Source organism: Corallococcus sp. AB018, assembly GCF_003986945.1.
In the GTDB taxonomy this organism is placed as follows: Bacteria; Myxococcota; Myxococcia; order Myxococcales; family Myxococcaceae; genus Corallococcus; species Corallococcus exiguus.
The window spans coordinates 1-22,121 of sequence record NZ_RAWR01000096.1; the positions used below are offsets into that span (position 1 = coordinate 1).

Annotated in this window: 13 protein-coding genes; 10 read left to right on the forward strand and 3 right to left on the reverse strand. The window is 68.6% G+C overall.

Going from position 1 to position 22,121, the window contains the following annotated elements; all coding sequences use genetic code 11:
* Positions 1–346 precede the first annotated feature (346 nt).
* The 10 genes from D7Y11_RS21095 to D7Y11_RS44365 all read left to right on the forward strand — a co-directional run bounded on the left by D7Y11_RS21095 (position 347) and on the right by D7Y11_RS44365 (position 18,115).
* Positions 347–1,183 carry a hypothetical protein gene (locus tag D7Y11_RS21095; RefSeq protein ID WP_120577039.1) on the forward strand — a complete coding sequence of 279 codons (837 nt, stop codon included), beginning with the start codon at positions 347–349 and terminating at the stop codon, positions 1,181–1,183.
* 4 nt (positions 1,184–1,187) lie between these two features.
* A complete protein-coding gene (locus D7Y11_RS21100) occupies positions 1,188–2,000 on the forward strand; it encodes a TIGR02452 family protein (RefSeq protein ID WP_121753815.1) in 813 nt (270 codons plus the stop codon).
* Between the two features lie 42 nt (positions 2,001–2,042).
* Positions 2,043–4,325: a carboxypeptidase-like regulatory domain-containing protein gene (locus D7Y11_RS21110; RefSeq protein ID WP_158641975.1), complete on the forward strand. Its 2,283-nt coding sequence runs from the start codon at positions 2,043–2,045 to the stop codon at positions 4,323–4,325.
* A gap of 54 nt (positions 4,326–4,379) precedes the next feature.
* Positions 4,380–6,632 (forward strand): carboxypeptidase-like regulatory domain-containing protein, encoded by a 2,253-nt coding sequence (locus D7Y11_RS21115; RefSeq protein ID WP_233607346.1) that lies wholly within the window; start codon positions 4,380–4,382, stop codon positions 6,630–6,632.
* 28 nt (positions 6,633–6,660) lie between these two features.
* Positions 6,661–8,784 (forward strand): carboxypeptidase-like regulatory domain-containing protein, encoded by a 2,124-nt coding sequence (locus tag D7Y11_RS21120; RefSeq protein WP_233607347.1) that lies wholly within the window; start codon positions 6,661–6,663, stop codon positions 8,782–8,784.
* A gap of 122 nt (positions 8,785–8,906) precedes the next feature.
* The gene (locus D7Y11_RS21125) at positions 8,907–11,120 is read left to right on the forward strand and encodes a carboxypeptidase-like regulatory domain-containing protein (RefSeq protein WP_233607348.1); all 2,214 of its coding nucleotides are present in this window, start codon (positions 8,907–8,909) and stop codon (positions 11,118–11,120) included.
* 58 nt (positions 11,121–11,178) lie between these two features.
* Positions 11,179–13,467, forward strand: a complete 2,289-nt coding sequence (locus D7Y11_RS21130; RefSeq protein ID WP_233607349.1) for a carboxypeptidase-like regulatory domain-containing protein — start codon at positions 11,179–11,181, stop codon at positions 13,465–13,467.
* Positions 13,468–13,495: 28 nt separating this feature from the next.
* Positions 13,496–15,778: a carboxypeptidase-like regulatory domain-containing protein gene (locus D7Y11_RS21135; protein ID WP_233607350.1), complete on the forward strand. Its 2,283-nt coding sequence runs from the start codon at positions 13,496–13,498 to the stop codon at positions 15,776–15,778.
* A gap of 69 nt (positions 15,779–15,847) precedes the next feature.
* Positions 15,848–16,660, forward strand: coding sequence for a carboxypeptidase-like regulatory domain-containing protein (locus D7Y11_RS44360; RefSeq protein WP_233607351.1), 813 nt, complete (start codon positions 15,848–15,850; stop codon positions 16,658–16,660).
* Positions 16,661–16,675: 15 nt separating this feature from the next.
* Positions 16,676–18,115: a carboxypeptidase-like regulatory domain-containing protein gene (locus D7Y11_RS44365; RefSeq protein ID WP_233607352.1), complete on the forward strand. Its 1,440-nt coding sequence runs from the start codon at positions 16,676–16,678 to the stop codon at positions 18,113–18,115.
* Positions 18,116–18,122: 7 nt separating this feature from the next.
* On the opposite strand, the gene D7Y11_RS21145 is transcribed toward D7Y11_RS44365, so the two are convergent.
* The 3 genes from D7Y11_RS21145 to D7Y11_RS21155 form a co-directional block, all read right to left on the reverse strand.
* Positions 18,123–19,718 (reverse strand): ATP-binding protein, encoded by a 1,596-nt coding sequence (locus D7Y11_RS21145; protein ID WP_233607353.1) that lies wholly within the window; start codon positions 19,716–19,718, stop codon positions 18,123–18,125.
* A gap of 68 nt (positions 19,719–19,786) precedes the next feature.
* Positions 19,787–21,040 carry a hypothetical protein gene (locus tag D7Y11_RS21150; protein WP_120577049.1) on the reverse strand — a complete coding sequence of 418 codons (1,254 nt, stop codon included), beginning with the start codon at positions 21,038–21,040 and terminating at the stop codon, positions 19,787–19,789.
* A gap of 200 nt (positions 21,041–21,240) precedes the next feature.
* Complete coding sequence (locus tag D7Y11_RS21155) at positions 21,241–22,044, reverse strand: GNAT family N-acetyltransferase (protein WP_120577050.1); 804 nt, start codon at positions 22,042–22,044, stop codon at positions 21,241–21,243.
* Positions 22,045–22,121: the final 77 nt, after the last annotated feature.

Below are 22,121 nucleotides of genomic sequence, written 5' to 3' on the forward strand. Positions count from 1 at the left end.
GCCAGGAACCCCCACCCGCTCCCACCCTCCTGTCGCCCGTGAGGGTGACACCCGTGCCGCTGGCGCCTCACATGGAAAGCAGTACGGGCCGGAACGGCAACGCGCACCTGCCGGGCAGGGTGGTGCGCCGCTAGTGAGCACTTGTGATCGCGCCGCGCGCGCATCCATCCACGGACGACATCCGCATGACCCCGTGGGGCCGGTCGTCACCGCCTGCCCGCTTGCCGCCACCGCCGGGGTCTGCCGGGCCCCATTCCAAGGAAGACGGGGGGCCGTGTTAGGACGGAGACACGTCCCGTCCCGCGGCTGGAGCGCGAGGGCGCGACGCCTCTTCCTGGAAGGACTCATGCGTTCGACTTCGGCACTGGCGTTGATGATGGCTTCCCTCGCGGTGGGCGCGCTGTCGGCTTGCGGCGACGACGGCGACAAGACGGACAACACCCCGGACTCGGGCACGAGCACGGACGCGGGCACGAACACCGACGCCGGCACGAGCACGGGCAACGGCCAGTGCCCCGCCTCCGCGATCCTCTGCGAGAACTTCGACAAGGGGCAGAACGGCTGGAAGCACCCGGACGAGGACCACCACGCCACCATCGCCATCGATGGCACGCGCACCCGCTCCGGCAGCGGCGCGCTGCACGTGAAGACGGACCCGGGCTACAACGAGGACACGGGCCCGGGGGACCAGCAGGCCATCGCGCACCTTCGCAAGGACATCCCGGCGTTCGGTACGAAGCTCTACACGCGCGCGTACGTGTACCTGAACCGGGCCTCGCCGGAGGGCGTGATGGGGACGTACTTCATCCTCTTCTCGCCGAAGGACAACGACTTCGGCGGCATCGAGCTCCAGGGGATGCACAACGGCGCGTTCGCGCTGGATGACTGGAGCGGCATCAAGGGCACGGGCTGGAACCTCCAGGAGGACACGAAGGTCACGGTGTCGCCCAACAAGTGGACCTGCATCGAGTGGGGCGTGGAGCGCGCGAACAGCACCGCGACCACGGGCCACGCGCTGGTGTGGGTGGATGGGAAGCAGGCCTACGACTTCCCCAACGTGGGCATCCGGCCCTTCACCAACTTCGGGGTGGGCTACGGCTTCGTGCACCCGAAGGGCGACTCCGCGTCGGAGACGTGGATCGACGACCTCGCGGTGGCGCCCGAGCGCATCGGCTGCGAGTGACGCCATGTCACTGAACCGCGTCGCGGACGAGACCCTTCACATCCTGGATCAAGGCACCTACGTGCCGCTGTCCGGGCGGGAGGTGTCCATTCGCGACGCGGTGTCGCGCGCGGTCGAGGGCACCGTGCTGGTGCGCCCCGGTGACTTCGAACACCTCATGCGGCCCGCGCCGGTGCCGGGCTTCACCATCGAGGTGACGCCAGAGAAGACGGGCGACGCCGCGCGCCGGCTGGTGGAGCAGGAGGGTGAGCGGCGGGTGCTGGCGCTCAACTTCGCGTCGGCGGTGAACCCGGGCGGCGGCTTCCTCACGGGCGCGAAGGCGCAGGAGGAGGACCTGGCGCGGTGCTCGGCGCTGTACCCGTGCCTGTTGAAGTGGCCGGAGTACTACGACGTGAACCGCAAGCTGCGCTCGCCGCTGTACACGGATCACTTCATCTATTCGCCGGACGTGCCGTTCTTCCGCAACGAGCACTACGACCTGCTGGAACGGCCGTTCTCCGTGTCGGTGCTGACGGCGCCCGCGCCCAACGCGCGGGAGTTGCCGACGAAGGATCCGGAGGTCGCGCAGAAGCTGCGCGAAGTGCTGGCCGCGAGGGCGCTCAAGGTGTTGCAGGTGGCGGCGCACCATGGGCACCGCACGATCATCCTGGGAGCCTGGGGCTGCGGTGCGTTCCGCAACAACCCGCACGACGCGGCGGAGGCCTTCGCGCGAGGGCTGTCCACGATGGCGGGCGCGTTCAGCCGGGTGGTGTTCGCGGTATACGAGCGCGGTGGGAAGGGGCCGAACCTGAGCACCTTCCGCGAGCGCTTCGGCTGAGGGCCTGTCTGGCGTTCATGCGCGCCTGCTAGCCTTGTGCGCATGCGATGGAGCCAGGTGGGGCTCGTGGTGGGGATGCTCGCGTGCGCGGGCACGTCGAATCAGAAGCCGGTGTCCGTGTCCGAGGTGGCGCGCACCGAGGCCGCGCCCGCGTCCGCGTCCGCGCTGCTCACGGTGCTGGCGAAGGATGCGGAGGGCAGGCCGCTGCCCCACATCGAGTTCCGGATCCGGGAGGCCATGGCGGATCATCCCGAGGTGATCTGGGGCACGACGGATGCCCAGGGGAAGACCGGACTGACGGTGCCTCCCGGCTGGTACGTCTTCACCGCCGAGGCCTTGGGCTACCAGACCTTCGTGGATCCGGACGTGCGGCTCGGGCGCGAACACCCGGCGACCGTGACGATGACGCTCCGTTCCTCCAGGTCGGTCCCCGGGCGCGTGGTGGACGGCGCGGGTCAGCCCCTTCGGGCCGTGTCGCTCTCGTGGATACCGGCGGACACGACGGCGCCCCGGTTGGACCTCGTGGGGAACCCGGACGGAACCTTCCGGTTCGAAGGCATGGGGCCCGGCCCGGGCGTGTTGCTGGCACGGCACAGGGGCTACAGCGACGAGCGGTGGGTGCACGACGCGCGACCCTCGGAGCTGAAACTCATCCTGCGCGAGCAGGGCACGCTGCGGGTGACGGCCTTCGATCCGAAGGGACGTCTGGTGGGATCGCCAAGGGTGGAGGTCAAGGCGCTCGAGCCCGTGGCGAAGGAGGGCGCCTGGATCGATGAGCACGTGAAGGACGCCCGGATGTACCGGGGCCTGGAGGCAGGGCGCTACCGGGTGACGTTCACGCATCCTCTGGGTGGGAACGCGGAGTGGATCACGTCCTCGGAGGTGGAGGTCGTGGCGGGGCAGACTCGCGAGCTGACGCTCCGCTTCGAGGGCGTGGTGGAACGCGCACCGCTTCGGGGCCGCGTCATCGACGCCGACGGACGGCCCGTGGCGGACGCGTGGCTGAGCGCCTCGTCGGGTGATCCGAAGAAGGACGCCTTCGCGAGCGAGGACTCCACCCGGACCGACGCGCAGGGGCGCTTCACGTTGGAACACCTGCCGCAGGGACCTGTTCGCGTGGAGGTCTCCAGCGGGATCGTGAAGGTCGAGTTCGGTCCGGAGGCCAAGGACGTGTTGCTGGAGCGGCGTCCCAGTCCCTTCGTGGAGGGACGCGTGCTGGGACCGGATGGAAAGGCCCTGACCCGTTTCAAGGTGAACTCGGAGACCTACGAGGATCCGGAGGGGCGCTATCGGTACACCCTGGAAGGTCCTGGGCCCGCGGGCCTGGTTTTCGAGGCGGAGGGACTCGCGAGCACGCGCATGCGGGTGGATCCCCGCGAGGAACGGACCGCCCTGCCAGACGTGAGTTTGGAAGCAGGCCGCACCGTGCGCGTCCGGCTCGTGCGGGAGAACGGGCAGCCGGCCGTGTCGAAGGGAAGAATGGACCTGCATCCGTTGCCCGGGCGCGAGTCGACGTTCGCCTGGTTCCAGACGTTCCTGAACGTGGATCCGGAGGGCCGCTACGTGCTGGATCACGTGCCGCGAGAGCCGTTCATCCTCGATGCGGAGACGGAAGAAGATGGAACGGCCTCACAGCCGTTGGGCGCGGACGTGGAGGAGGTGACGATGCGGCTCAGTCCGGAGGCTACGCTGGCTGGCACGATGGTGGATGAATCTGGGCGCCCCTTGCAGGGCTTCAGCCTGATGAGCGGGTGCGAGGTCTATCCCGATCGGTTGCCCGTCACCGACGCGGAGGGACGGTTCAGATTGCCGGTCGTCCCGGAGCGCGAGTGTGTCTTGAATGTCTATCAATACGGAGGCCCAGGTGGTTGGCCCACGCCCCCGCTGCGCGTCTTCTGGCCCCTGCGATTCAACAGTGGCCATCCAGGAGAGACGGTCCGGGTGGAGCTGCGGCCGCGCACTGGACCGGCTGCCGTGCAGGTCTCGTTTCCGGATGCGGGCGAGTGGGATCGGGTCATCCTCGTGCCAGGGGATGTTCCGATGCCGTCGACGGCGGAGGCCATGAACGCGCTGATTGCCTCCGCTGCCGAACCGGATTCGGCCCCCGCCGAGCAGCGCCCGGAACGCCAGGTCGAGAACTGGTTCTATCGCGCCTGGGGGGAGCCCCGGTTCAGCCAGCTGCCTCTGGGGCGCTACACGGTGTTCGTGCTCGGAAGCCGTAACGGGGTCTTCGTGCTCCGCTACCCCGTGAACCTCACGGAGCCTGGCGTCCACAGGTTCGAGACGAAGCGCGCCGTGGTGGGGGGCGTGCACTTCGTTCACTGACGGAGCCGTGCCTCACGATGGCCTGCTAACCTGCGGGGCATGCGATGGAGCTGGGTGGGGCTCTTGGCCGTGGTGCTCGCGTGCGCGGAAGCGCCGCGTCCGGTGATGAAGCGTTGGCCTCAGGAAGAGGTGCCGGTGGGCGTCCGCGTCGTGGATGCGGCGAACCAACCGGTTCCAGGTGTGTCCCTGGTCGCGCGCCGCGCGGATCGCGGGTCCTCCGTCGCCAGAGGAGGCACCACGGATGCGACTGGCACGGCGCGGCTTCAGGTGATGCCGGGCTGGTATGTCCTCCAGGCGGAGGCGCCCGGCTTCGTGAGCGTGACCCGCACGGATGCGCGGGTTCCTTTCGGCGAGGAGGTTCGTTGGGACGTGACGCTGGAGCGCGCCGCACCCGTCGCCGGTCGTGTGGTGGATCTGGAAGGACGGCCCGTGGTGGGAGCCGAAATCCAGCTCACTCCCTCCACGAACGAGGATGCATCGCTGCGTTCCGAGAGCGATGCCGAGGGACGCTTCCATGTCGACCGCGTACCCGCCGGAACCATGAAGCTTCTCGCGGAGAAGGACGGATGGAGTCCCACGCGGCTGGAGCTCCAGACGCCGCAGCCGGAGTTGACGGTGGTGATGGGCGGACTCGGCTCGTTGCGGATCCAGGTGCGCGGACCCGATGGCCGGCCTGTGTCCGCGCGGGCCACTTCCGTCTCCCCCGTGGAGGTGAAAGACAGGCGCTCCTTCGAGCGGTTCCCTGAGCGGACGGAAGAAGCCACCGTCTTCCACAAGCTTCGCGCCGGGCGCTACCTCGTCTCTGGCGACTACGTGCCCGCGCCCGGCTGTACATGGACGCGCACCCTCGATGTCCAGGTCCTTCCGGAGCAGCAGGCGGAAGTGACGGTGAGCTTCGAAGGCCTTCGCGATGCTGGCCCCTGGCGAGGGCGGGCCGTGGATCCCAATGGGAAGGTGTTTGACCACGGAGCAGTGAATGCCCTGGTGCCGGATGAAGAATCAGAAGGAGTGGGCCTGAGTGGCAAGTGCAAGGGCGTCGTGGGGCCGGATGGTTCCTTTGCCATACCGCACGTCTTGTCGGGTCCGGTGTTCATGACATGGCAGGAGAAGGAATACTCCGTGGTCTGGGTGGCGAGGGGGCCACTTCCCGCGGGCACGGGCGAGGCGGTGGTGTTTCTCAACCCCTTTGGAGGGTTGAAGGGCCGTGTCGTGCGTCCGGATGGTCAGCCCGTGGGGGCCTTCCAGGTCGACGGGCACTCCGAGAACCATCCACTGGGCGAGTACACGCGCCACACCTCGGGGACCCGCGACTATCAATGGGTTATCGACACTCTTGGATTCGCCCCCGCCCTTGTGCGCGCGCAAGGGCGGGAGGGGGAGGTGCTTCAGGTCCCGGATGTCGTGCTTGACGTGGGCCGCACCGTGCAGGGACGCCTCGTCGCGAAGAACGGCCGCACTGGCGTTCCAGACCAGGAGGTCCAACTCGTGGAGGCGTTCGACCTGGAGGTTCACTGGCCACGTCACCCGCGGACGACGAGGACCGACGCAGAGGGACGGTTTCGCTTCGAGCATGTGCCAGGCCGGCTCCTGTACCTGCGCGTGGACGCGAAGGAACACGGGACCGTGCTCCAGGCGCTCAAGCCCGAAGAAAGCGAGGTGCGGTTGCGACTCGTTCCCAACGCGGAGTTGCACGGCTCCGTGACGGACGGCGCACGGGTTCCGTTCGCGAGGGTGAGCCTGGAGGTTCGCTGCGAAGGTGATTTCAAGGTGAGCGCCGGAACGGACTGGGCGGGCCTCTACTCCGTGAACATCCCGGGGGATCGTGAGTGCCAGGTGCATCCCGCGGGAAGCCACCTGAGCGTCGGGGAGATGTACCTGCCGCCCCCTGCGTCCTTCTCACCGACGCGGGTTCGACTGGAGCCCGGCTCGCGCCAGAGGTTGGACCCGACGCCTCGCCAAGGCGCTGCCTCTCTGGAGGTGGGCGTCAAGGCATCTCGCGAGTTCGTCACCGCGTTCGTGCTGCCAGGAGACGTGCCGTGGCCCCGCACGCTCGAAGCGTTGGATGCGCTCATCCGGGCCGGTTTCAAGCCGGAAGACGATGACGACGGCTTCACTCCCTCATTCATGTTGGGGGCGTTCTTCCACTTCGGCCATCTTCCCCTGGGGCACTACACGGTCTTCATCCGGGAGCAGATCGATGGAGCGGACTCGGTCCTGCGCGTGCCCGTGAATCTGACCAAGTCCGGCGCGCACGTCATCCGGTCCGAGCGTCCCGCTCGGGCAGACGGAAGGCCATACACGCGCTGACGCGAACCCATCGCGTATGCTTCACGCCATGCGATGGAGCTGGGTGGGGCTCGTTGCCGTGGTGCTCGCTTGCGCGGGCACGCGTCCGGAGTTGGAAACGCCCGGACCGGCGAATGAAGTGACGTGGGTGTTCCGGGTCGTGGATCCGGGGGGACAGCCCGTGTCCGGTGCGCGGGTGAACGTCTGGCGCGCGGAGCTGTCGCAAGACAACGCGCTGCCCGGCATGACGGACGCAAAGGGGACCGGACGTGTTGCGCTGAAGCCGGGCCGGTATGCCGCGGAGGTCCAGGCCCGGGGCTTCGTGACGGCATTCCGCACGGACATCCGGATCGCGCCGGATTCGAAGCCGCGGATGGAGCTGTCCCTGGCGCGCACGGTGCCACTCTCCGGACGCGTGGTGGACACGGAGGGAAAGCCGCTGAACAGCGTCTGGCTCCGGTTTGTCTCTTCCACCGTCGCCACCCCGCTCGTGCAAACCTCCAGTGACACGCAGGGCCAGTTCACCCTCCAGGGCGTGGCCGCGGGCGAGGGCCTGCTCTATGCCAGCAAGGCGGATTGGAGCTGGCACCGCTTGAAGGTCGTCACTCCCCAGCCCGAACTCACCATCGTGATGGGCCAACACTCGTCATTGCTCGTACGGGTGGTCGACCCCGAGGGCCGCGTGGTCCCGAACTCCCGTAGCTTCGTGAAGCCCATCGACCGGAATGTCGGCATCTCGCACGCGTCCGAGCAAACGGCTGAGGGAACGCGCCACCTGCGACTCCCGGCGCAGCGCTATCGCGTGTCGGCCAGCTACGCTCCTGCGTCTGGGTGCTGGTGGGACCGCACCGTGGACGTCGACGTCCCTCCCGGACAGCAGGCTGAATTCACGGTGAGCTTCGAAGGCGTCTCCAGTGCGGGAGTCTGGACGGGCCGGGCTGTGACTCCCGACGGGAAACCGCTGGCTGGCCTGGTGCTTCGGGCCACGGCGCTCAAGACCCCGGAGGGCGGAGACCTCATGGGCGAATGCATGACGACGACAGACAAAGACGGACGCTTCGAGTTGAGGCATCCCCTGGCTCGGCCCTACAAGCTCGCACTCGGGTCCATGGATGGGCTTCGCCGGAAGATGGGCGTCGCGGAACAATCACCTTCCGGCCCCAATGGCGGGCCCGTGGTGTTCCATCCTCCTGGCGCGCTGCTAGGAGTCGAAGCTCGCGCGCGCGAGGAACTGACGCTCCCTGACATCACGCTCGAACCCGGTCACACCGTCGTGGGCCGGGTGTTCCACGAAGATGGGCAGACAGGGGTTCCCCATGCCCGCGTCGAGCGGGTGGCCCCCGCCGACCTGGAGACCCCGCGCGACGAGCACCGCGCGGCGAATGAAGCGAACGAGGCGGGCCGCTTCCACATCAAACAGCTGCCCCGAAGCACCCAGTTCCTCCGGGTGACCGACGAGCAGGGCGGAACGGCCTTGTACGAGGTCGGAGCTCACGAGGACCAGGTGGAGGTGCGGCTGACCGCGGACGCGGTGCTCCAGGGGGGCGTGACGGATGGGGCGCGCGTTCCGCTCGCGGGCGTGACCGTCCGGGCGCGCTGCGAGGCCGGGCTCGACACCCGCACCACGACGGATGAAGCAGGCCACTACGTGCTGCGCGTTCCGGGGGACCGCGAGTGCTTCGTGCAGGTTTCGGATGAGCCGCTCCGGGATGCCCAGTGGCCCCGGCCCGCGCCGCTGGTCTTCTCACCCCAGCCCGTCTCGTTCTCGCCACACGCGCGCGAAAGCAGGGACTTCGTCCCGAGGTACGGTGGGGTCGCGCTCCAGGTCCACTTCCCGGAGCCACGCGAGAAGCTGGAGACCTTCCTCGTTCCCGGCGATGTGGACATGCCGAAGACGTACGGAGCCATGCGGATCCTCCAGCGCTCCGCATTCACCAGCGATCCCGCCGCGAGGAAATGGCCGCCGGACGATCCGGATGTGCCGGGGGCTTACTTCTGGCGCACGGACTTCGCCTTCAGCCACCTGCCGCCCGGCCGCTACACCTTCTTCGCCGTCGATGGGGAGTTTGGACCGTCGGTTCTGCGCGTGCCCGTGGACCTGAAGCAGGGCGAGATGAAGTCCCTCCGGCTCGGCTTTCCCGCCGACAGTGGGGGGACGCTGCTCGTGCCCTGAAGCCCGCATGCACTCCGTCCACGGCCGCGTCACGCCCTGCTAACCTGTGGGGCATGCGATGGAGCTGGGTGGGGCTCGTTGCCGTGGTGTTCGCTTGCGCGGGCACGCGTCCGGAATTGGAAATGCCCGGACCGGCAAAGGACGTGACGTGGATGTTCCGGGTCGTGGACCCGGAGGGGCAACCTGTCCCCGGTGCGCGGGTGAAGGTCTGGCGCGCGGATCTGTCACAAGAGAGCGCGCTGCTTGCCACCGCGAATGCACAGGGGACGGGAGCCCGCATCCTGAAGCCTGGCTGGTATGCAGCGGAGGTCCAGGCACGAGGCTTCGTGACGGCATTCCGCACGGACATCCGGATCGCGCCGGATTCAAGACCGCGGATGGACCTACCCCTGGCTCACGCGGTGCCTCTCTCCGGACGGGTGGTGGATGCGGAGGGGAAGCCCGTGAGCGACGTCCGGCTCCGGTTTGTCTCTTCCAGCGTCGCCGCCCCGGTCGTCGAAACCACCAGTGATGCGCAGGGCCACTTCACCTTCGCGGGTGTGAGCGCTGGCGAGGGGTTGCTCTATTCCGACAAGGAGGAGTGGAGCTGGCAGCGGTTGAAGGTCCTCACGCCCCAGCCCGAGCTCACCGTCGTGATGGGCCGGCGCTCGTCATTGCTCGTGCGGGTGCTCGGCATCGACGGACGCGTGGCCCCGAACTCCTCGAGCTTCGTGAGCCCCATCGACCGGGGGGTCGACCTCTCGCACGAGTCAGAGCGAACGCCCGAGGGGACCGTCCACCTGCGACTCGCGGCGCAGCGCTATCGCGTGTCGGCTGTCTACGTTCCTCACGCCGGTTGCTGGTGGAAGCGAAGCGTGGACGTCGAAGTCCTTCCCGGGCAGCAGGCCGATGTCACCGTGAGCTTCGAGGATGTCGCCCGTGCGGGCCCCTGGATGGGCCGGGCGGTGACGCCTGACGGCAAGCCGCTGGCCGGCCTGCGACTGCTCGCCACGGCGCTCAAGGCTCCGGAGGACAAGGGGCCCGGAGGCGAGTGCGAGACCCTCACCGCCCCGGACGGAAGCTTCGAGTGGTTGGGTGCCCTGGCGCGGCCTCACAAGCTCGAGCTCCGAACCCAGGCAGCTTACCGGCTGATGGGCGTAGCGGAACAAGCGCCTTCCGACATGAAGGGCGGACCCGTGGTGTTCCGCTCGCCTGGCACGCTGGTGGGACGGGTCCTCGGGCCCGACGGAAAGCCTGTGCCCGAGTACAGCGTCGATTGGGCATCCTTTACCGAACCCGAAGGTCGTTTCAGCCGGGAGCTGTGGGCGTCTCGCACCTACTCGCTGATCGCCAGTGCTCCGAACATGGCTCCGACGCGCGTGCGTGTCGAAGGCCGCGAACATGAGGTGAGGGCGGTCCCGGACATCATGCTCGACGCCGGGCACTCCGTGGTGGGGCGGGTCGTCGAGGCGGATGGCCTCACCCCGGTGCCCCAAGCCAGGGTCGAACTGGTGGACCCCGACGATGTGGACATCCGGCGTTCGTACTTTCCCCATGCGCTTCCCGCCGACATGGCCGGCGGCTTCCGGTTCGACCGCGTGCCCCGGCGACGGCAATACCTTCGGGTGAATGACGAGAAGGCCGGGACGATCCTGTACGCGCTCGGGCCCGGCGAGGACCGGGTGGACCTCACGCTGAAACCCGACGGAACGCTCGAAGGCTTCGTGACGGATGGCGCGCGGGTTCCTCTCGCGGGGGTGACAGTGCAGGTGCGTTGCGAGGCCGGGCTCGATGCCCGCGCCAAGACCGACGAAGCCGGGCACTACGTGCTCCGCGTTCCCGCGGACCGGGATTGCTTCGTGCATGCTTCAGAGGAGCAACTCCGGGATCGAGCGCCCTGGCCCAGGCCTCCGCCGCTCGTCTTTTCGCCCCAGCCCGTGGTGCTCTCCCCGCGTGAGCGTGAGCGCACGGACTTCGTGCCCCGAAGTGCTGGCGCCACGCTCCGTGTTCACTTCCCCGAGCCGCGTGAACGACTGGAGCCGTTCCTTGTCGCTGGCAATGCGCGCATGCCGAAGAGCTTCGCGGAGCTGAAAGCGCTCCAGCGGTCCGCCTTCAGCATCGACCCGCCTTCACTCACCTGGCGTTCGGATGATCCGGACGTGCCCGGATATCAATTCCTGCAGAAGAACTTCACGTTCAGCCACCTCCCGGGGAAGCGCTTCACGCTCTTCGTCGTCGAACCCCAGGACACCGCGTTCGCGGTCCTGCGCGTGCCGGTGGACCTGACCCGCGAGGAGACGAAGTCCCTTCCGCTCCGCTTCCCCCTGGAGAGTGGAGGGGCGCTGCTCATGGATTGATGCCGGCGCCGTATCCGCGCCAGTCCCTGCTAACCTGCGGGGCATGCGATGGAGCTGGGTGGGGCTCTTGGCCGTGGTGCTCGCGTGCGTGGAAGCGCCGCGTCCTGTGCAGACGAATACCCGCTGGCCCATGGAGGAGGTGGCGTTCACGATCCGCACGTTGGATCCGGCCGGACAGCCTGTTTCCAGCGTGAGGCTGGTGGCACGCCGCGCGGATCGCGGGAGCCTGGTCATTAGGTCAGGCACCACGGATGCGACGGGGACGGCCCGGCTCCGGGTGATGCCGGGCTGGTATGTCGTCCAGGCGGAGGCGGCGGGCTTCGTGAGTGTGACCCGCGCGGATGCACGGGTCCCCGTTGGCGGAGAGGCGCGTCTGGATGTGACGCTGGAGCGCGCGGCGCCAATCGCCGGGCGCGTGGTGGATCTGGAAGGACGGCCCGTCGCGAGGGCCCGGCTTGGACTCAGCCTCGCCAACGAGGCTGTGTCCGTCCAGCCGACCGAGAGCGATGCGGAAGGGCGCTTCCACTTCGACGGCGTTCCCGCAGGGAGCGTGACGCTTCGTGCGGAGAAGTACGACTGGAGTCCGACGCGGCTGGAGTTCGTGGCGCCCGCACCGGAGTTGACGGTGGTGATGGGCGGGCTCAGTTCGCTGCGTGTCCGGGTGCTGGACCCCCAGGGCAGGGCGTTGCCAGGAGTGGCCACTCACATCAATGCGATGGACGAAAGGCGCCCCTTCGAGCGGTTCCCGGAGCAGGGTCCGGAGGACGTCGTCTTCCAGCAGCTTCGCGCAGGACGCTACCTCGTCACCGGCCGCTACGAGCCCTCACCGGAGTGCTGGTGGGATCGCTCCATCGAAGTCCAGGTCGCGCCAGGTACACGGACGGAGGCGACGGTCAGCTTCGAGGGGATCCACGGGCTGGGGCCCTGGCGGGCACGTGCAGTGGAGTCCAAGGGCCAGGGGGTTGCTGACCGCGAGGGAATGGCGTGGACGGGAAGCACATCGACCACCGAGGCAGGGCTGCGAGGGAAGTGTGATTTCCGCACGGCAAGTGACGGGAGCTTCATCCTCCCGCACCTGTTGGAGAATCCCGACTTCATCTCGATGACGGATTCCAGCGCGCGCTTCGAATGGAGGTCGCAAGGGTCACCGCCGCCGGGGACGGGTGAAGCGCTGGTGTTTCGCAAGGATGGAGGTGCTCTGAAGGGTCGTGTCGTGCGCCCGGATGGGCAGCCCGTGGGCTTCTTCGAAGTCGACGGACACCCCCCACACAATCCGCGGGGCGAGTACGTGCGATACGTGGACTTGACCCACACCTATCAGTGGGTCATCGATGTGTTGGGATTCGCCCCCGCCCTCGTGCGCGCGCAGGGGCGGGAAGGGGAAGTGCTCCAGGTTCCAGACGTCGTGCTCGACGAGGGCCGCACCGTGCAGGGCCGCGTCTTCGCGAGGAACGGACGCACGGGCGTGCCCCATCAGGAGGTCCAGCTCGTGGAGGCGTTCGACCTGGACGGCCATGGACCGCCGCGTCGCCTGCGGGCGGTGATGACCGACGCAGAGGGGCGCTTCCAATTCGAGCATGTGCCTGGCCGGCTCCAGTTCCTGCGCGTCGATTCGAAGGAACACGGGACCGTGCTCCATGCGCTCGAACCGAATGAGACGGCGGTGCGGTTGCGGCTCGTTCCCCATGCGGAACTGCACGGTTCCGTGACGGATGGAGCGCGGGTTCCGCTGGCGGGGGTGAGCCTGAACGTCCGCTGCGAAGGTGGGTTCACGGTGAGCTCCAGGAGCGACGGGGCGGGCCTCTACTCCATGAACATCCCGGGAGACCGCGAGTGCTTCGTGCATCCCGAAGGGAGCCCCCTGAACATCCGGCCGCCTTTTCCGCCCCAGCCGCCTCCGGTGTCCTTCTCCTCGACGCGGCTTCGTGTGTCGTCCGGCTCACGGCAGGCGTTGGATTTCGAGTCCCGTCAGGGGCCCGTGTCGCTGGAGGTGCGTGTCGAGGCATCTCGCGAGTTCGTCACCGCGTTCGTGCTTCCGGGAGACGTTCCCTGGCCTCGCTCGCCCGAGGCGTTGGATGACGTGATGCGGGCTGGTTTCGGATCCGACCCGATGCCGAACACATGGGAGTCGGAGGACGAGCACGAGTCCTTCGTTCCCCACTTCATGTTGGGGGCGGACTTCCGCTTCAGTCATCTGCCCCTGGGGCACTACACGGTCTTCATCCGGGACCAGATGGACGGAGCGGACGCGATCCTGCGAATCCCCGTGGAGCTGACCGGGACCGGCGTGCACGTCATCCAGTCCGCGCGTCCCGCTCGCGGAGGCGGAAGGCCATACACGCGCTGACGTGAGCCCATCGCGTATGCTTCGTGCCATGCGATGGAGCTGGGTGGGGCTCGTTGCCGTGGTGCTCGCTTGCGCGGGCACGCGTCCGGAGTTGGAAACGCCCGGACCGGCGAAGGACGTGACGTGGATGTTCCGGGTCGTGGACCCGGAGGGGCAACCTGTTCCTGGCGCGCAGGTGAAGGTCTGGCGCGCGGATCTGTCGCCGGCCTATGGGCAGCCCGGTTCGACGGATGCGCAGGGGACCGGACGCGTTGCTCTGAAGCCGGGCTGGTATGGCACGGAGGTGCAGGCGCGTGGCTTCGTGACGGCCTTCCGCGAGGACATCCGGATCGCGCCGGACTCGAAGCCCCGGATGGAGCTGTCCCTGGCGCGCTCGGCGCCCCTCGCTGGACGCGTCGTGGATGCGGAGGGAAAGCCCGTGTCGGGCGTCCGGATCCGCTTCGCGTCCTCCAACGCCGCCGCTCCCTTCGTGGAAGCCATCAGCGGCGAGGCGGGCCAGTTCAGCATGGAGGGCGCAGCCGCGGGCGAGGGTTTCCTCTACTCCGACAAGGACGGGTGGAGCTGGCAACGGTTGAAGGTCATCACCCCTCAGCCGGAACTCACTGTCGTGATGGGACGGCTCTCGTCATTGCTCGTGCGGGTGGTGGACCCCGAGGGACGTCTGATCCCCAACTCCCAGAGCTACATCACCCCTCTGGACCGGCCGATTGGTATCCGGCATCAGTCCGAGCAGACGCCTGAAGGAACGGTCCACCAGTTGCTCCCAGCGCAGCGTTACCGCGTGCGCGCTGGCTACGTTCCGGCCCTGCGTTGCTGGTGGCGCCGCACCGTGGACGTCGAGGTCCTCCCCGGACAGCAGGCCGAAGTCACCGTGAGCTTCGAAGGCGTCACCAGCGCGGGCCCCTGGACGGGCAGGGCGGTGACACCCGACGGGCGGCCCCTGGCCAACATGAAGCTGCGGGCCACGGCGCCTCCCTCCGCGGAGGACATGGAGGTCGAAGAGGGTTGTGAGGCCACGACCGATCCGGACGGGCGCTTCGAGTTGTCGCATCCCCAGGCAGGGCCCCATCGACTCCGGGTCAGACACGCGGCTGAACCCCATGATCGGATCGGCGAGGCGGAGCTCGCACCCTCCAATGCGAAGGACGACCCCGTGGTGTTCCACGCTCCCGGAACATTGGTGGGCCGCGTCCTCGGACCTGATGGGAAACCCATGGCCTACTTCGACGTCGATTGGCAGAGCCAGTCCGACCGTGATGGCCGATTCATCCGGGGGCCGACCCGGTCTCGGACCTACTCCTTGCGTTTCGACGCCGCGTACATGGCCTCCTCGCGCGTGCGGGTCGAGGCTCGCGCGGATGAGGAGCGAAGGGTCCCGGACATCCAGCTCGATACGGGGCACACGGTGCTGGGCAGGCTGCTCGAGGCGGATGGACGTACACCCGTGACAAAGGTCTGGATCGAACTGGTGGATCCCGCCGACGTGGACATCAAGCTCTGGAACTCTCGCTTCGGGGCTCGCCCCGACGAAGCTGGCCGCTTTCGCTTGGACCATGTGCCACGGCGTCCGCAGTACCTCCGGTTGAATCGCCTGGAAGGTGGGACCCTCCTGTATGAGCTTGGGGCTCGTGAGTCTCGGGTGGAGCTCCGGCTGAAGCCGGATGCAACGCTCGAAGGCTTCGTGACGGATGGCGCGCGTGTTCCGCTCGCGGGCGTGATGCTCGAAGTCCGGTGCGGGGCCGGGCTCGATGCCAGCACCAAGACCGACGATGCCGGCCACTATGAGCTCCGCGTGCCGGCGGACAGGGATTGCTTCGTGCACTTCCCGGTGGAGCGGCGCTGGCGCTACACGTGGCCGCGGCCCACGCCGCCCGTCTTCTCTCCCCAGCCTGTCTCCCTCTCACCTCGGGAGCGCGAACGCAGGGACTTCGTCTCGAGGAGCGGTGGTGCGCGACTCCAGGTCCACTTCCCAAAGGTGCGGGATGGGCTGGAGACGTTCCTCGTTCCTGGCGACGCGCGCATGCCAAAGACATTCGCGGACCTGAAAGCGCTCCAGCGGTCCGCCTTCATCAGCGATCCGGCTCTAAACCCGTGGCGGACGGATGATCCGGACATGCCCGTCTATGAATACTGGCAGAAGGACTTCTCCTTCAGCCATCTGCCGGACAAGCGCTACACGCTCTTCGCCGTCGAGCCCCAGGACGGATCGACAGCGGTCTTGCGCGTGCCCGTGGACCTGAAGCAGGGCGAGACGCAGTCCCTCCAGCCGGGCTTTCCCGTCGACAGTGGAGGCACGTTCCTCGTGCCTTGAATCCCGGCGACGCGCCCTCCACTGGCAGCGTCCCGCCCTGCTAACCTGAGGGGCATGCGATGGAGCTGGGTGGGGCTCGTTGCCGTGGTGCTCGCGTGCGCGGGCACGCGTCCGGAGTGGGAAACGCCCGGACCGGCGAATGAAGTGACATGGAAGTTCCGGGTCGTGGACCCGGAGGGACAACCTGTCCCCGGCGCGCAGGTGAAAATCTGGCGCGCGGATTTGAAGCGAGACACGGCACTGCCCGGCACGACGGACGCACACGGAACGGGACGCGTTGCGCTGAAGCCAGGCTGGTATGCCGCCGAGATCCAGGCACGGGGCTTCGTGACGACCTCGCGCACGGACATCCGGATCGCGCCGGAACCGAGGCCCCGGATGGAGCTGCCCCTGGCTCGCGCGGTGCCACTCTCAGGACGCGTGGTGGATACGGAGGGGAAGCCCGTGAGCGACGTCCGGATCCGGTTCGTCTCTTCCCACGTCGGCGCCCCGGTCGTGCAAACCACCAGTGACGCGCAGGGCCGGTTCAACTTCCAGGGCGCGGCCGCTGGTGATGGCCTGATCTATTCCACCAAGCCGAAGTGGGCCTGGCGGCGGTTGAAGATCATCACGCCCCAGCCCGAACTCACTGTCGTGATCGGACGAGGATCTCCGTTGCTCGTGCGGGTGGTGGACACCGAGGGCCGCGTCGTCCCGAACGCCACGAACCTCTTGCATCCCGTCGACCGGTGGCTCGACGTTTCGCGTGAGTCCGAGCAAACGCCCGAGGGAATGCGCTACCTGCGACTCGCGCCGCAGCGCTATCGCGTGACGGCGGGCTACGAGCCTGCCGCCGGATGCCGGTGGGACCGCGACGTGGACGTCGAGGTCCTTCCCGGATAGCAGTCCGAAGTCACGGTGAGCTTCGAAGGCGCCGCCAAGGCGGGGTCGTGGACAGGTCAGGCGGTGGCTCCAGACGGAAAACCGCTGGCCGGCCTGGTGCTTCGGGCCACGGCGCTCGAGTCTCCGGAGGGCAGGGGCCTCAAGGGCGAGTGCACGACCCGCACCGGCCCGGACGGGCGCTTCGAGTTGATGCATCCCCTGGCTCGGCCCCACAAGCTCGAGCTCAGGTCCACGGATGGGATCGACCAGCTCGTGGGCCTCGCGGAACAAGGTCCTTCCGGCCCGAATGGCGGGCCCGTGGTGTTCCAGCCGACGGGCCGTCTGGTGGGCCGTGTCGTCGATCCGGTTGGGAAGCCCCTGGCGCTGTACTGGATCCACAGTTGGACGGTGGCCAATCGTGAAGGCCGCTTCGCCTGGGCCACGGAAACCTCGCGCCTTTACACCCTCTACATCGGAGCGCCGGACATGGCCTCGGTTCGCCTGCGATTCGAAGGGCACGCGCACGAGGAGCGGACGGTCCCTGACATCACGCTCGAACCCGGCCACATCGTTCGGGGTCAGGTGTTCCACGAAGATGGGCGAACCCAGGCTCCCTACGCTCGCATCGACCTGGTGGAGCCCGACGACCTGCAGATCCCGCGCGACGCATTCACCGGGGGCGGGAATGGCGCGGACAAGGCCGGGCGCTTCCGTCTCGCGGGCCTGCCCCATCGCCCCGTGTTCCTCCGGGTGAACGAGGAGCAGGGCGGAACGGCCTTGTACGCGGTCGGAGCGCACGAGGACCAGGTGGAGCTGCGGTTGACCGCGGACGCGGTACTCCAGGGGTACGTGACGGATGGGGCGCGTGTTCCGCTCGCGGGCGTGACGGTCCGGGCACGTTGCGAGGCCGGGCTCGACACCCGCACCACGACGGATGAAGCCGGCCACTACGTGCTGCGCGTTCCAGGGGGCCGAGAGTGCTTCGTGCTCGTTTCGGAGGAGCAGGTCCGGGATGCTCCGTGGCCAAGGCCCGCACCGCTGGTCTTCTCACCCCAGCCCGTCTCGCTCTCGTCACGCGAACGCGAACGCAGGGACTTCGTCCCGAGGACTGGAGGGGGCGCGCTCCAGGTCCACTTCCCGGATTCACGCGAACGGCTGGAGACCTTCCTCGTTCCCGGCCATGTGGACATGCCGAAGACGTTCAGAGGCTTGCGAGCCCTCCAGCGCTCCGCATTCACCCGCGATCCCGCCGCGACGGATTGGCCGTCGGACGATCCGGATGTGCCGGAGTTTCAAAACTGGCCGTGGGACCTCACCTTCAGCCAGCTGCCTCCCGGCCGCTACACCTTCTTCGCCATCGATGGCTTGTTCGGCCCGGTGGCAATGCGCGTGCCCGTGGACCTGAAGCCAGGTGAGACGCAATCCCTCCGGCTCGGCTTTCCCGTCGACAGTGGGGAAGCGTCGCTCGAGCCCTGAAGCCCGCCTATGCGCCGTCCACCGGCAGCGTCACCACGAACGCCGCGCCGCCGCCGGATGCTTCTTCCACCCAGACGCGGCCGCCGTGCGCTTCCACGATCTGCTGCACGATGTAGAGCCCCAGTCCCAGGCCTCCCGTGCGCGCGGAGCCCTGCACCTGGGCGAAGCGCTGGAAGATGCGCTCGCGCTCGGCGGCGGGGACTCCCGGGCCGCCGTCCCGCACGGTCAGCCGCAGCTGTCCGTCCTGATGGCGCAGCGACACGTGCACCGGCGTGCCCTGGCCGTATCTCAGCGCATTGGAAATGAGGTTGCTCAGCACCTGCTCCAGCTTGAGCCGGTCGAACCGGCACGGCGCGGGGCCCTCCACGCGCACGTCCAGCTCCACCCCGGCCTGCTTCGCCTCGTCCCCGAAGCGCGCCACCAGGTCCTGCACCACCGGCGCCAGGTCGTCGCTCACCAGATCGAAGTCCAGCTTGCCCGTGCGGATGCGGCTCACGTCCAGCAGGTTGTCCAACAGCGACGTCAGCCGCTTGAGCTGCCGGTCCGCCGCGTCCAGCCGCGTCGTGACCTTCTCGGAGCCCAGGGGCTCGTGGCCCTTCGACTCGGCCATGCGCCGCAACAGGTCCACCTGCAGGCGCAGCGACGTGAGCGGCGTGCGCAGCTCGTGGCTCGCCACCGACAGGAAGTCGTCGCGCGTGCGCACCGCCTCGTGCAACGCCTCCTCCGTCTCCTTCAGCGCGGTGATGTCCAGGATGGCCCCGCGCACCACCATCACCTTGCCGTTCGCGTCGCGGATGACTCGCGACCGGCTGATGAGCCAGTGCCAGGTGTTGTCCGGCCAGTGCGTGCGGAAGGTAGAGGAGTACGACAGCACGTCGTTGTGGAAGATGGCCGTCACCTGCGCTTCCACCGCGGGACGGTCGTCCGGATGCAGCGACGCCAGGAACTGCTCGTGCGTCCACTCCGCCAGGGGCTGCGGGTAGCCGTAGAGCCGGTCATGCCCCTCCGAGCGGAACACCTGCCCGGTGACGAGGTTCGTCTCCCAGACCGCCATCTGCGCGGACTCCAGCGCCACCTGGAACCGCTCGCCCAGCTGGCGGAAGCGCTCCTCGGTGCGCGCGACCTCGGTCTCCGCGCGCTGACGGCGGGTGATGTCCGTGGCCAGCACCCACGTCTCGCCGCCCACCGGCCGCACGGACAGCTCCAGCCAGACGCCTGACGGCAGCTCCGACAGGAAGCGCGCGGGCTCGCGCGTGGTGAGCGCGTCCAGCAGCCGCTCGTGCAACGTCGTGCCGGCCAGCATCGGCTGCGCTTCCCACGGCGTCAGGCCCTGGCAGGTGCCATACGGCAGGCCCAGCAGCGACGCGGCACGGTGGTTGAGCTCATGGATGATTCCCTGCGCGTCGAGCGCCAGGAACGCCTCGGCCATCATCTCCCGCAGGACCTGCAAGCGGGTCTGCGCGGACATGCTGGCCTCGTCGGCCGGAACAGGGGGCTGATTCGCGTCATGCGGCGCGCGCGCGGCGGCCGTGCCCGGTGAGGACGCATCGTCCTTGGATGCGTGGCGAACAGGTTCGAACGGACCACCGGGGAGGGGACTCATCGGGTTTGCACGCTCCCGCACGGCCCCCGCGCCCGTCAAGCGAGCGCACAGGGCGTCCGGGCCGTCTGTCAGCTCAGCGGATCCATGAGGGGTTCAGGCATGACCCACAACTCCGTGGGCCGTGCATAGGCCTTGTCGAACGCGAAGAGGATTCCGTTCCACCGATCCCAGAAGTCCGCCCAGCTGTACTCGCACGGAGGGGAGGTGAGCGGGTTTCCGTCGCGGTCCGGCTGGGCATACGCATAGTCCGCGTACGTCCAGCGCACGGTGCCGAAGTCCGTCATCAGGAAGGGCGTCAGCATCTGGAGCACGGCCGCGCGAGACACCTCGTCGGAGGGCGAACCCGCGGGCGTGAAGACGGGCTGGGCCTGGTCGTACTGTTCGCGCCACGCGACGAAGTTGGTGCCCATGGCGACGAGCGCGTCACGGCGCGCGGGCGTGGGCGCGAGCCGGGCGTCCTCGTAGAGCGCGAACGCGGCGATGAGCAGGCTCTTCCAGGGCATGCCGGGGAAGATCAGGTCCATGCGGGTGGGGCGCGGCGAGTCCTCCGCGTGCGCGATGGCATAGGCATACGCCTGCTGCGCCTCCGCGTTGTTGGCGTCCACCAGGGTGAACTCGGTGAGCACGCGCGCGGGCGTAATGGGCCCGGTGGCGGCGGCGCGCCAGTCCAGATACAGACGCGCTGAGCCGCCGATGTCGTTGTAGATGGCGAGGTTGCCTTCGTGGAGCGTGCGCTCCAGCGTGATGACGATGGCCTCCACCTTGTCGAGCGGCGTCGCGCCCGGAGCGCTCCAGTACAGCGCGCCCATGCGCGACGCGGTGGCCAGCAGGGTGCGCACGTCCGCGAGCGCCCCGGCGTTGAGCGCGCTCGTCAGCACACTGAGGGCCGTGGCCGCGTCCACCGTCAGGCCCTGCGCGATGAGCTGGAGGGACAGGTCCTGGATCCGCAGGCGCAGCACGCCGTCCAGCCCCAGCCGGTCCAGCGCGTTCGTCAGCGACAGCGAAGGCTGAAGCCGCGCGGTGTTGATGAAGTGCCGCGCGAGCGCCGCGCTGTACATGCCCTTGCCTCCGGCCTGGGACGCATGCGGCGCGAAGGTGAACCAGTTGGGACGCACGCTGCTGGTGCCACCGGGTTGCAGCGTGGGGTCGATGATGCCGCCCAGCTCATACGCGATGCCGATGTAGCCCAGCGTGATGGTGCGGTTGTCCTCCAGCGGCGTGGGCGCGGACTGCGCCTGGGCGGAGGCAGAGGTCAGGACGAGGAGCGCGCCGAGGAGCGCGGCGGTGGAGCGGCGCACGTCGGTGCGAGAGGGAATCGCCAAGGTGGGGGTCCAGGGGTGGGGGGCTGATCGACCAAGCTAGACAGCGGCGGCGCCGGTCCAAACCCCAGCCCCCGCAGTGGGACTCATGCTGCGTTGAGTGGACGACCCTTGGGCAGCAGGCTCGCGCTGTTGACGCGCGGGGTCAGCTCCCAAGTTCCGGCAGGGCACCGGTCTTCCTGGGAAACCGGCGCCGCGGTGCTTCACGCTCCCTTCGGGGGCGCGAAGTAGGAGACGAACGGCGCCACGTCCCGGTAGCCCATGCGGCGGTAGACGGGCGCGCCGGCCTCCGTGGCATGCAGCACCGTTCGCTCCAACCCCCACGCGTGCTTCGCCTCCTCCAGCGCGCGCCGGAGCACCGTCTCCGCGGCGCTCTTGCGGCGGTGCTCCGCGAGCGTCGCCACCAGCGCGATGTAGACGATGCCGTCCACGCGCAGCGCCACAGTGCTCGTCGACGGCGCGCCGTCGTGGCAGCCGACGAAGGCCCGGCTCTCGGGGCCGAAGATGCCGGGGGCGGCCAGGGCTTCACGTCCCAGCGCCTGGGGTGTGTCGTAGCTCGCGGCGTTCACGTCCGCGACGGCGTTGTAGCCCCAGGTGTCGTTCACCGGCCGGAGGTCGAGCGGCGGCAGGGGCCGCACCGGCTCCAGCATCCGGTCCGCCACCATTCCCGACGTGGTCATCCCCGGCTTGAGCCCTCGCGTGGCGAGCAGCGCGTCCGCCTGCTCCCGCAGCCCCGGCGCCAGCCACTCCGGCGTCAGCGTGAAGGCCCACCCGTGCGGTCCCTGCGCGAAGTAGCTAGCGGCCGAGTCCACCGCGCGCATCAGCTCCGCCTCCGTCTGCGCCGGCCGGTTGAGGAACGACATGTTCATCAGCGACCACGTCACGTGACCCGCGGTGATGAACACGTCCGCACGCTCCACGACCTCTCCACGGGGTAGCCCCAGCGTCATGAGCCTCCAGGCTCCACGGAACTGCGCATGCGATTCGTCGATCTCGGCTCGGGACATGAGGCGGCTCCAGAAGGGTCCAGGAAGTAGGATTCTCCGCATTCATAGACGCTCACGTCTACGTGCGTGAGAGGAGG

What these genes read in the sequence shown, in the direction of transcription:
- D7Y11_RS21095 (WP_120577039.1), top strand. Translation starts at nt 347, where the DNA reads ATGCGTTCGACTTCGGCACTGGCGTTGATGATGGCTTCCCTCGCGGTG.
- D7Y11_RS21100 (WP_121753815.1), top strand. Translation starts at nt 1,188, where the DNA reads ATGTCACTGAACCGCGTCGCGGACGAGACCCTTCACATCCTGGATCAA.
- D7Y11_RS21110 (WP_158641975.1), top strand. Translation starts at nt 2,043, where the DNA reads ATGCGATGGAGCCAGGTGGGGCTCGTGGTGGGGATGCTCGCGTGCGCG.
- D7Y11_RS21120 (WP_233607347.1), top strand. Translation starts at nt 6,661, where the DNA reads ATGCGATGGAGCTGGGTGGGGCTCGTTGCCGTGGTGCTCGCTTGCGCG.
- D7Y11_RS21125 (WP_233607348.1), top strand. Translation starts at nt 8,907, where the DNA reads ATGCCCGGACCGGCAAAGGACGTGACGTGGATGTTCCGGGTCGTGGAC.
- D7Y11_RS21135 (WP_233607350.1), top strand. Translation starts at nt 13,496, where the DNA reads ATGCGATGGAGCTGGGTGGGGCTCGTTGCCGTGGTGCTCGCTTGCGCG.
- D7Y11_RS21145 (WP_233607353.1), bottom strand. Translation starts at nt 19,718, where the DNA reads ATGAGTCCCCTCCCCGGTGGTCCGTTCGAACCTGTTCGCCACGCATCC.
- D7Y11_RS21155 (WP_120577050.1), bottom strand. Translation starts at nt 22,044, where the DNA reads ATGTCCCGAGCCGAGATCGACGAATCGCATGCGCAGTTCCGTGGAGCC.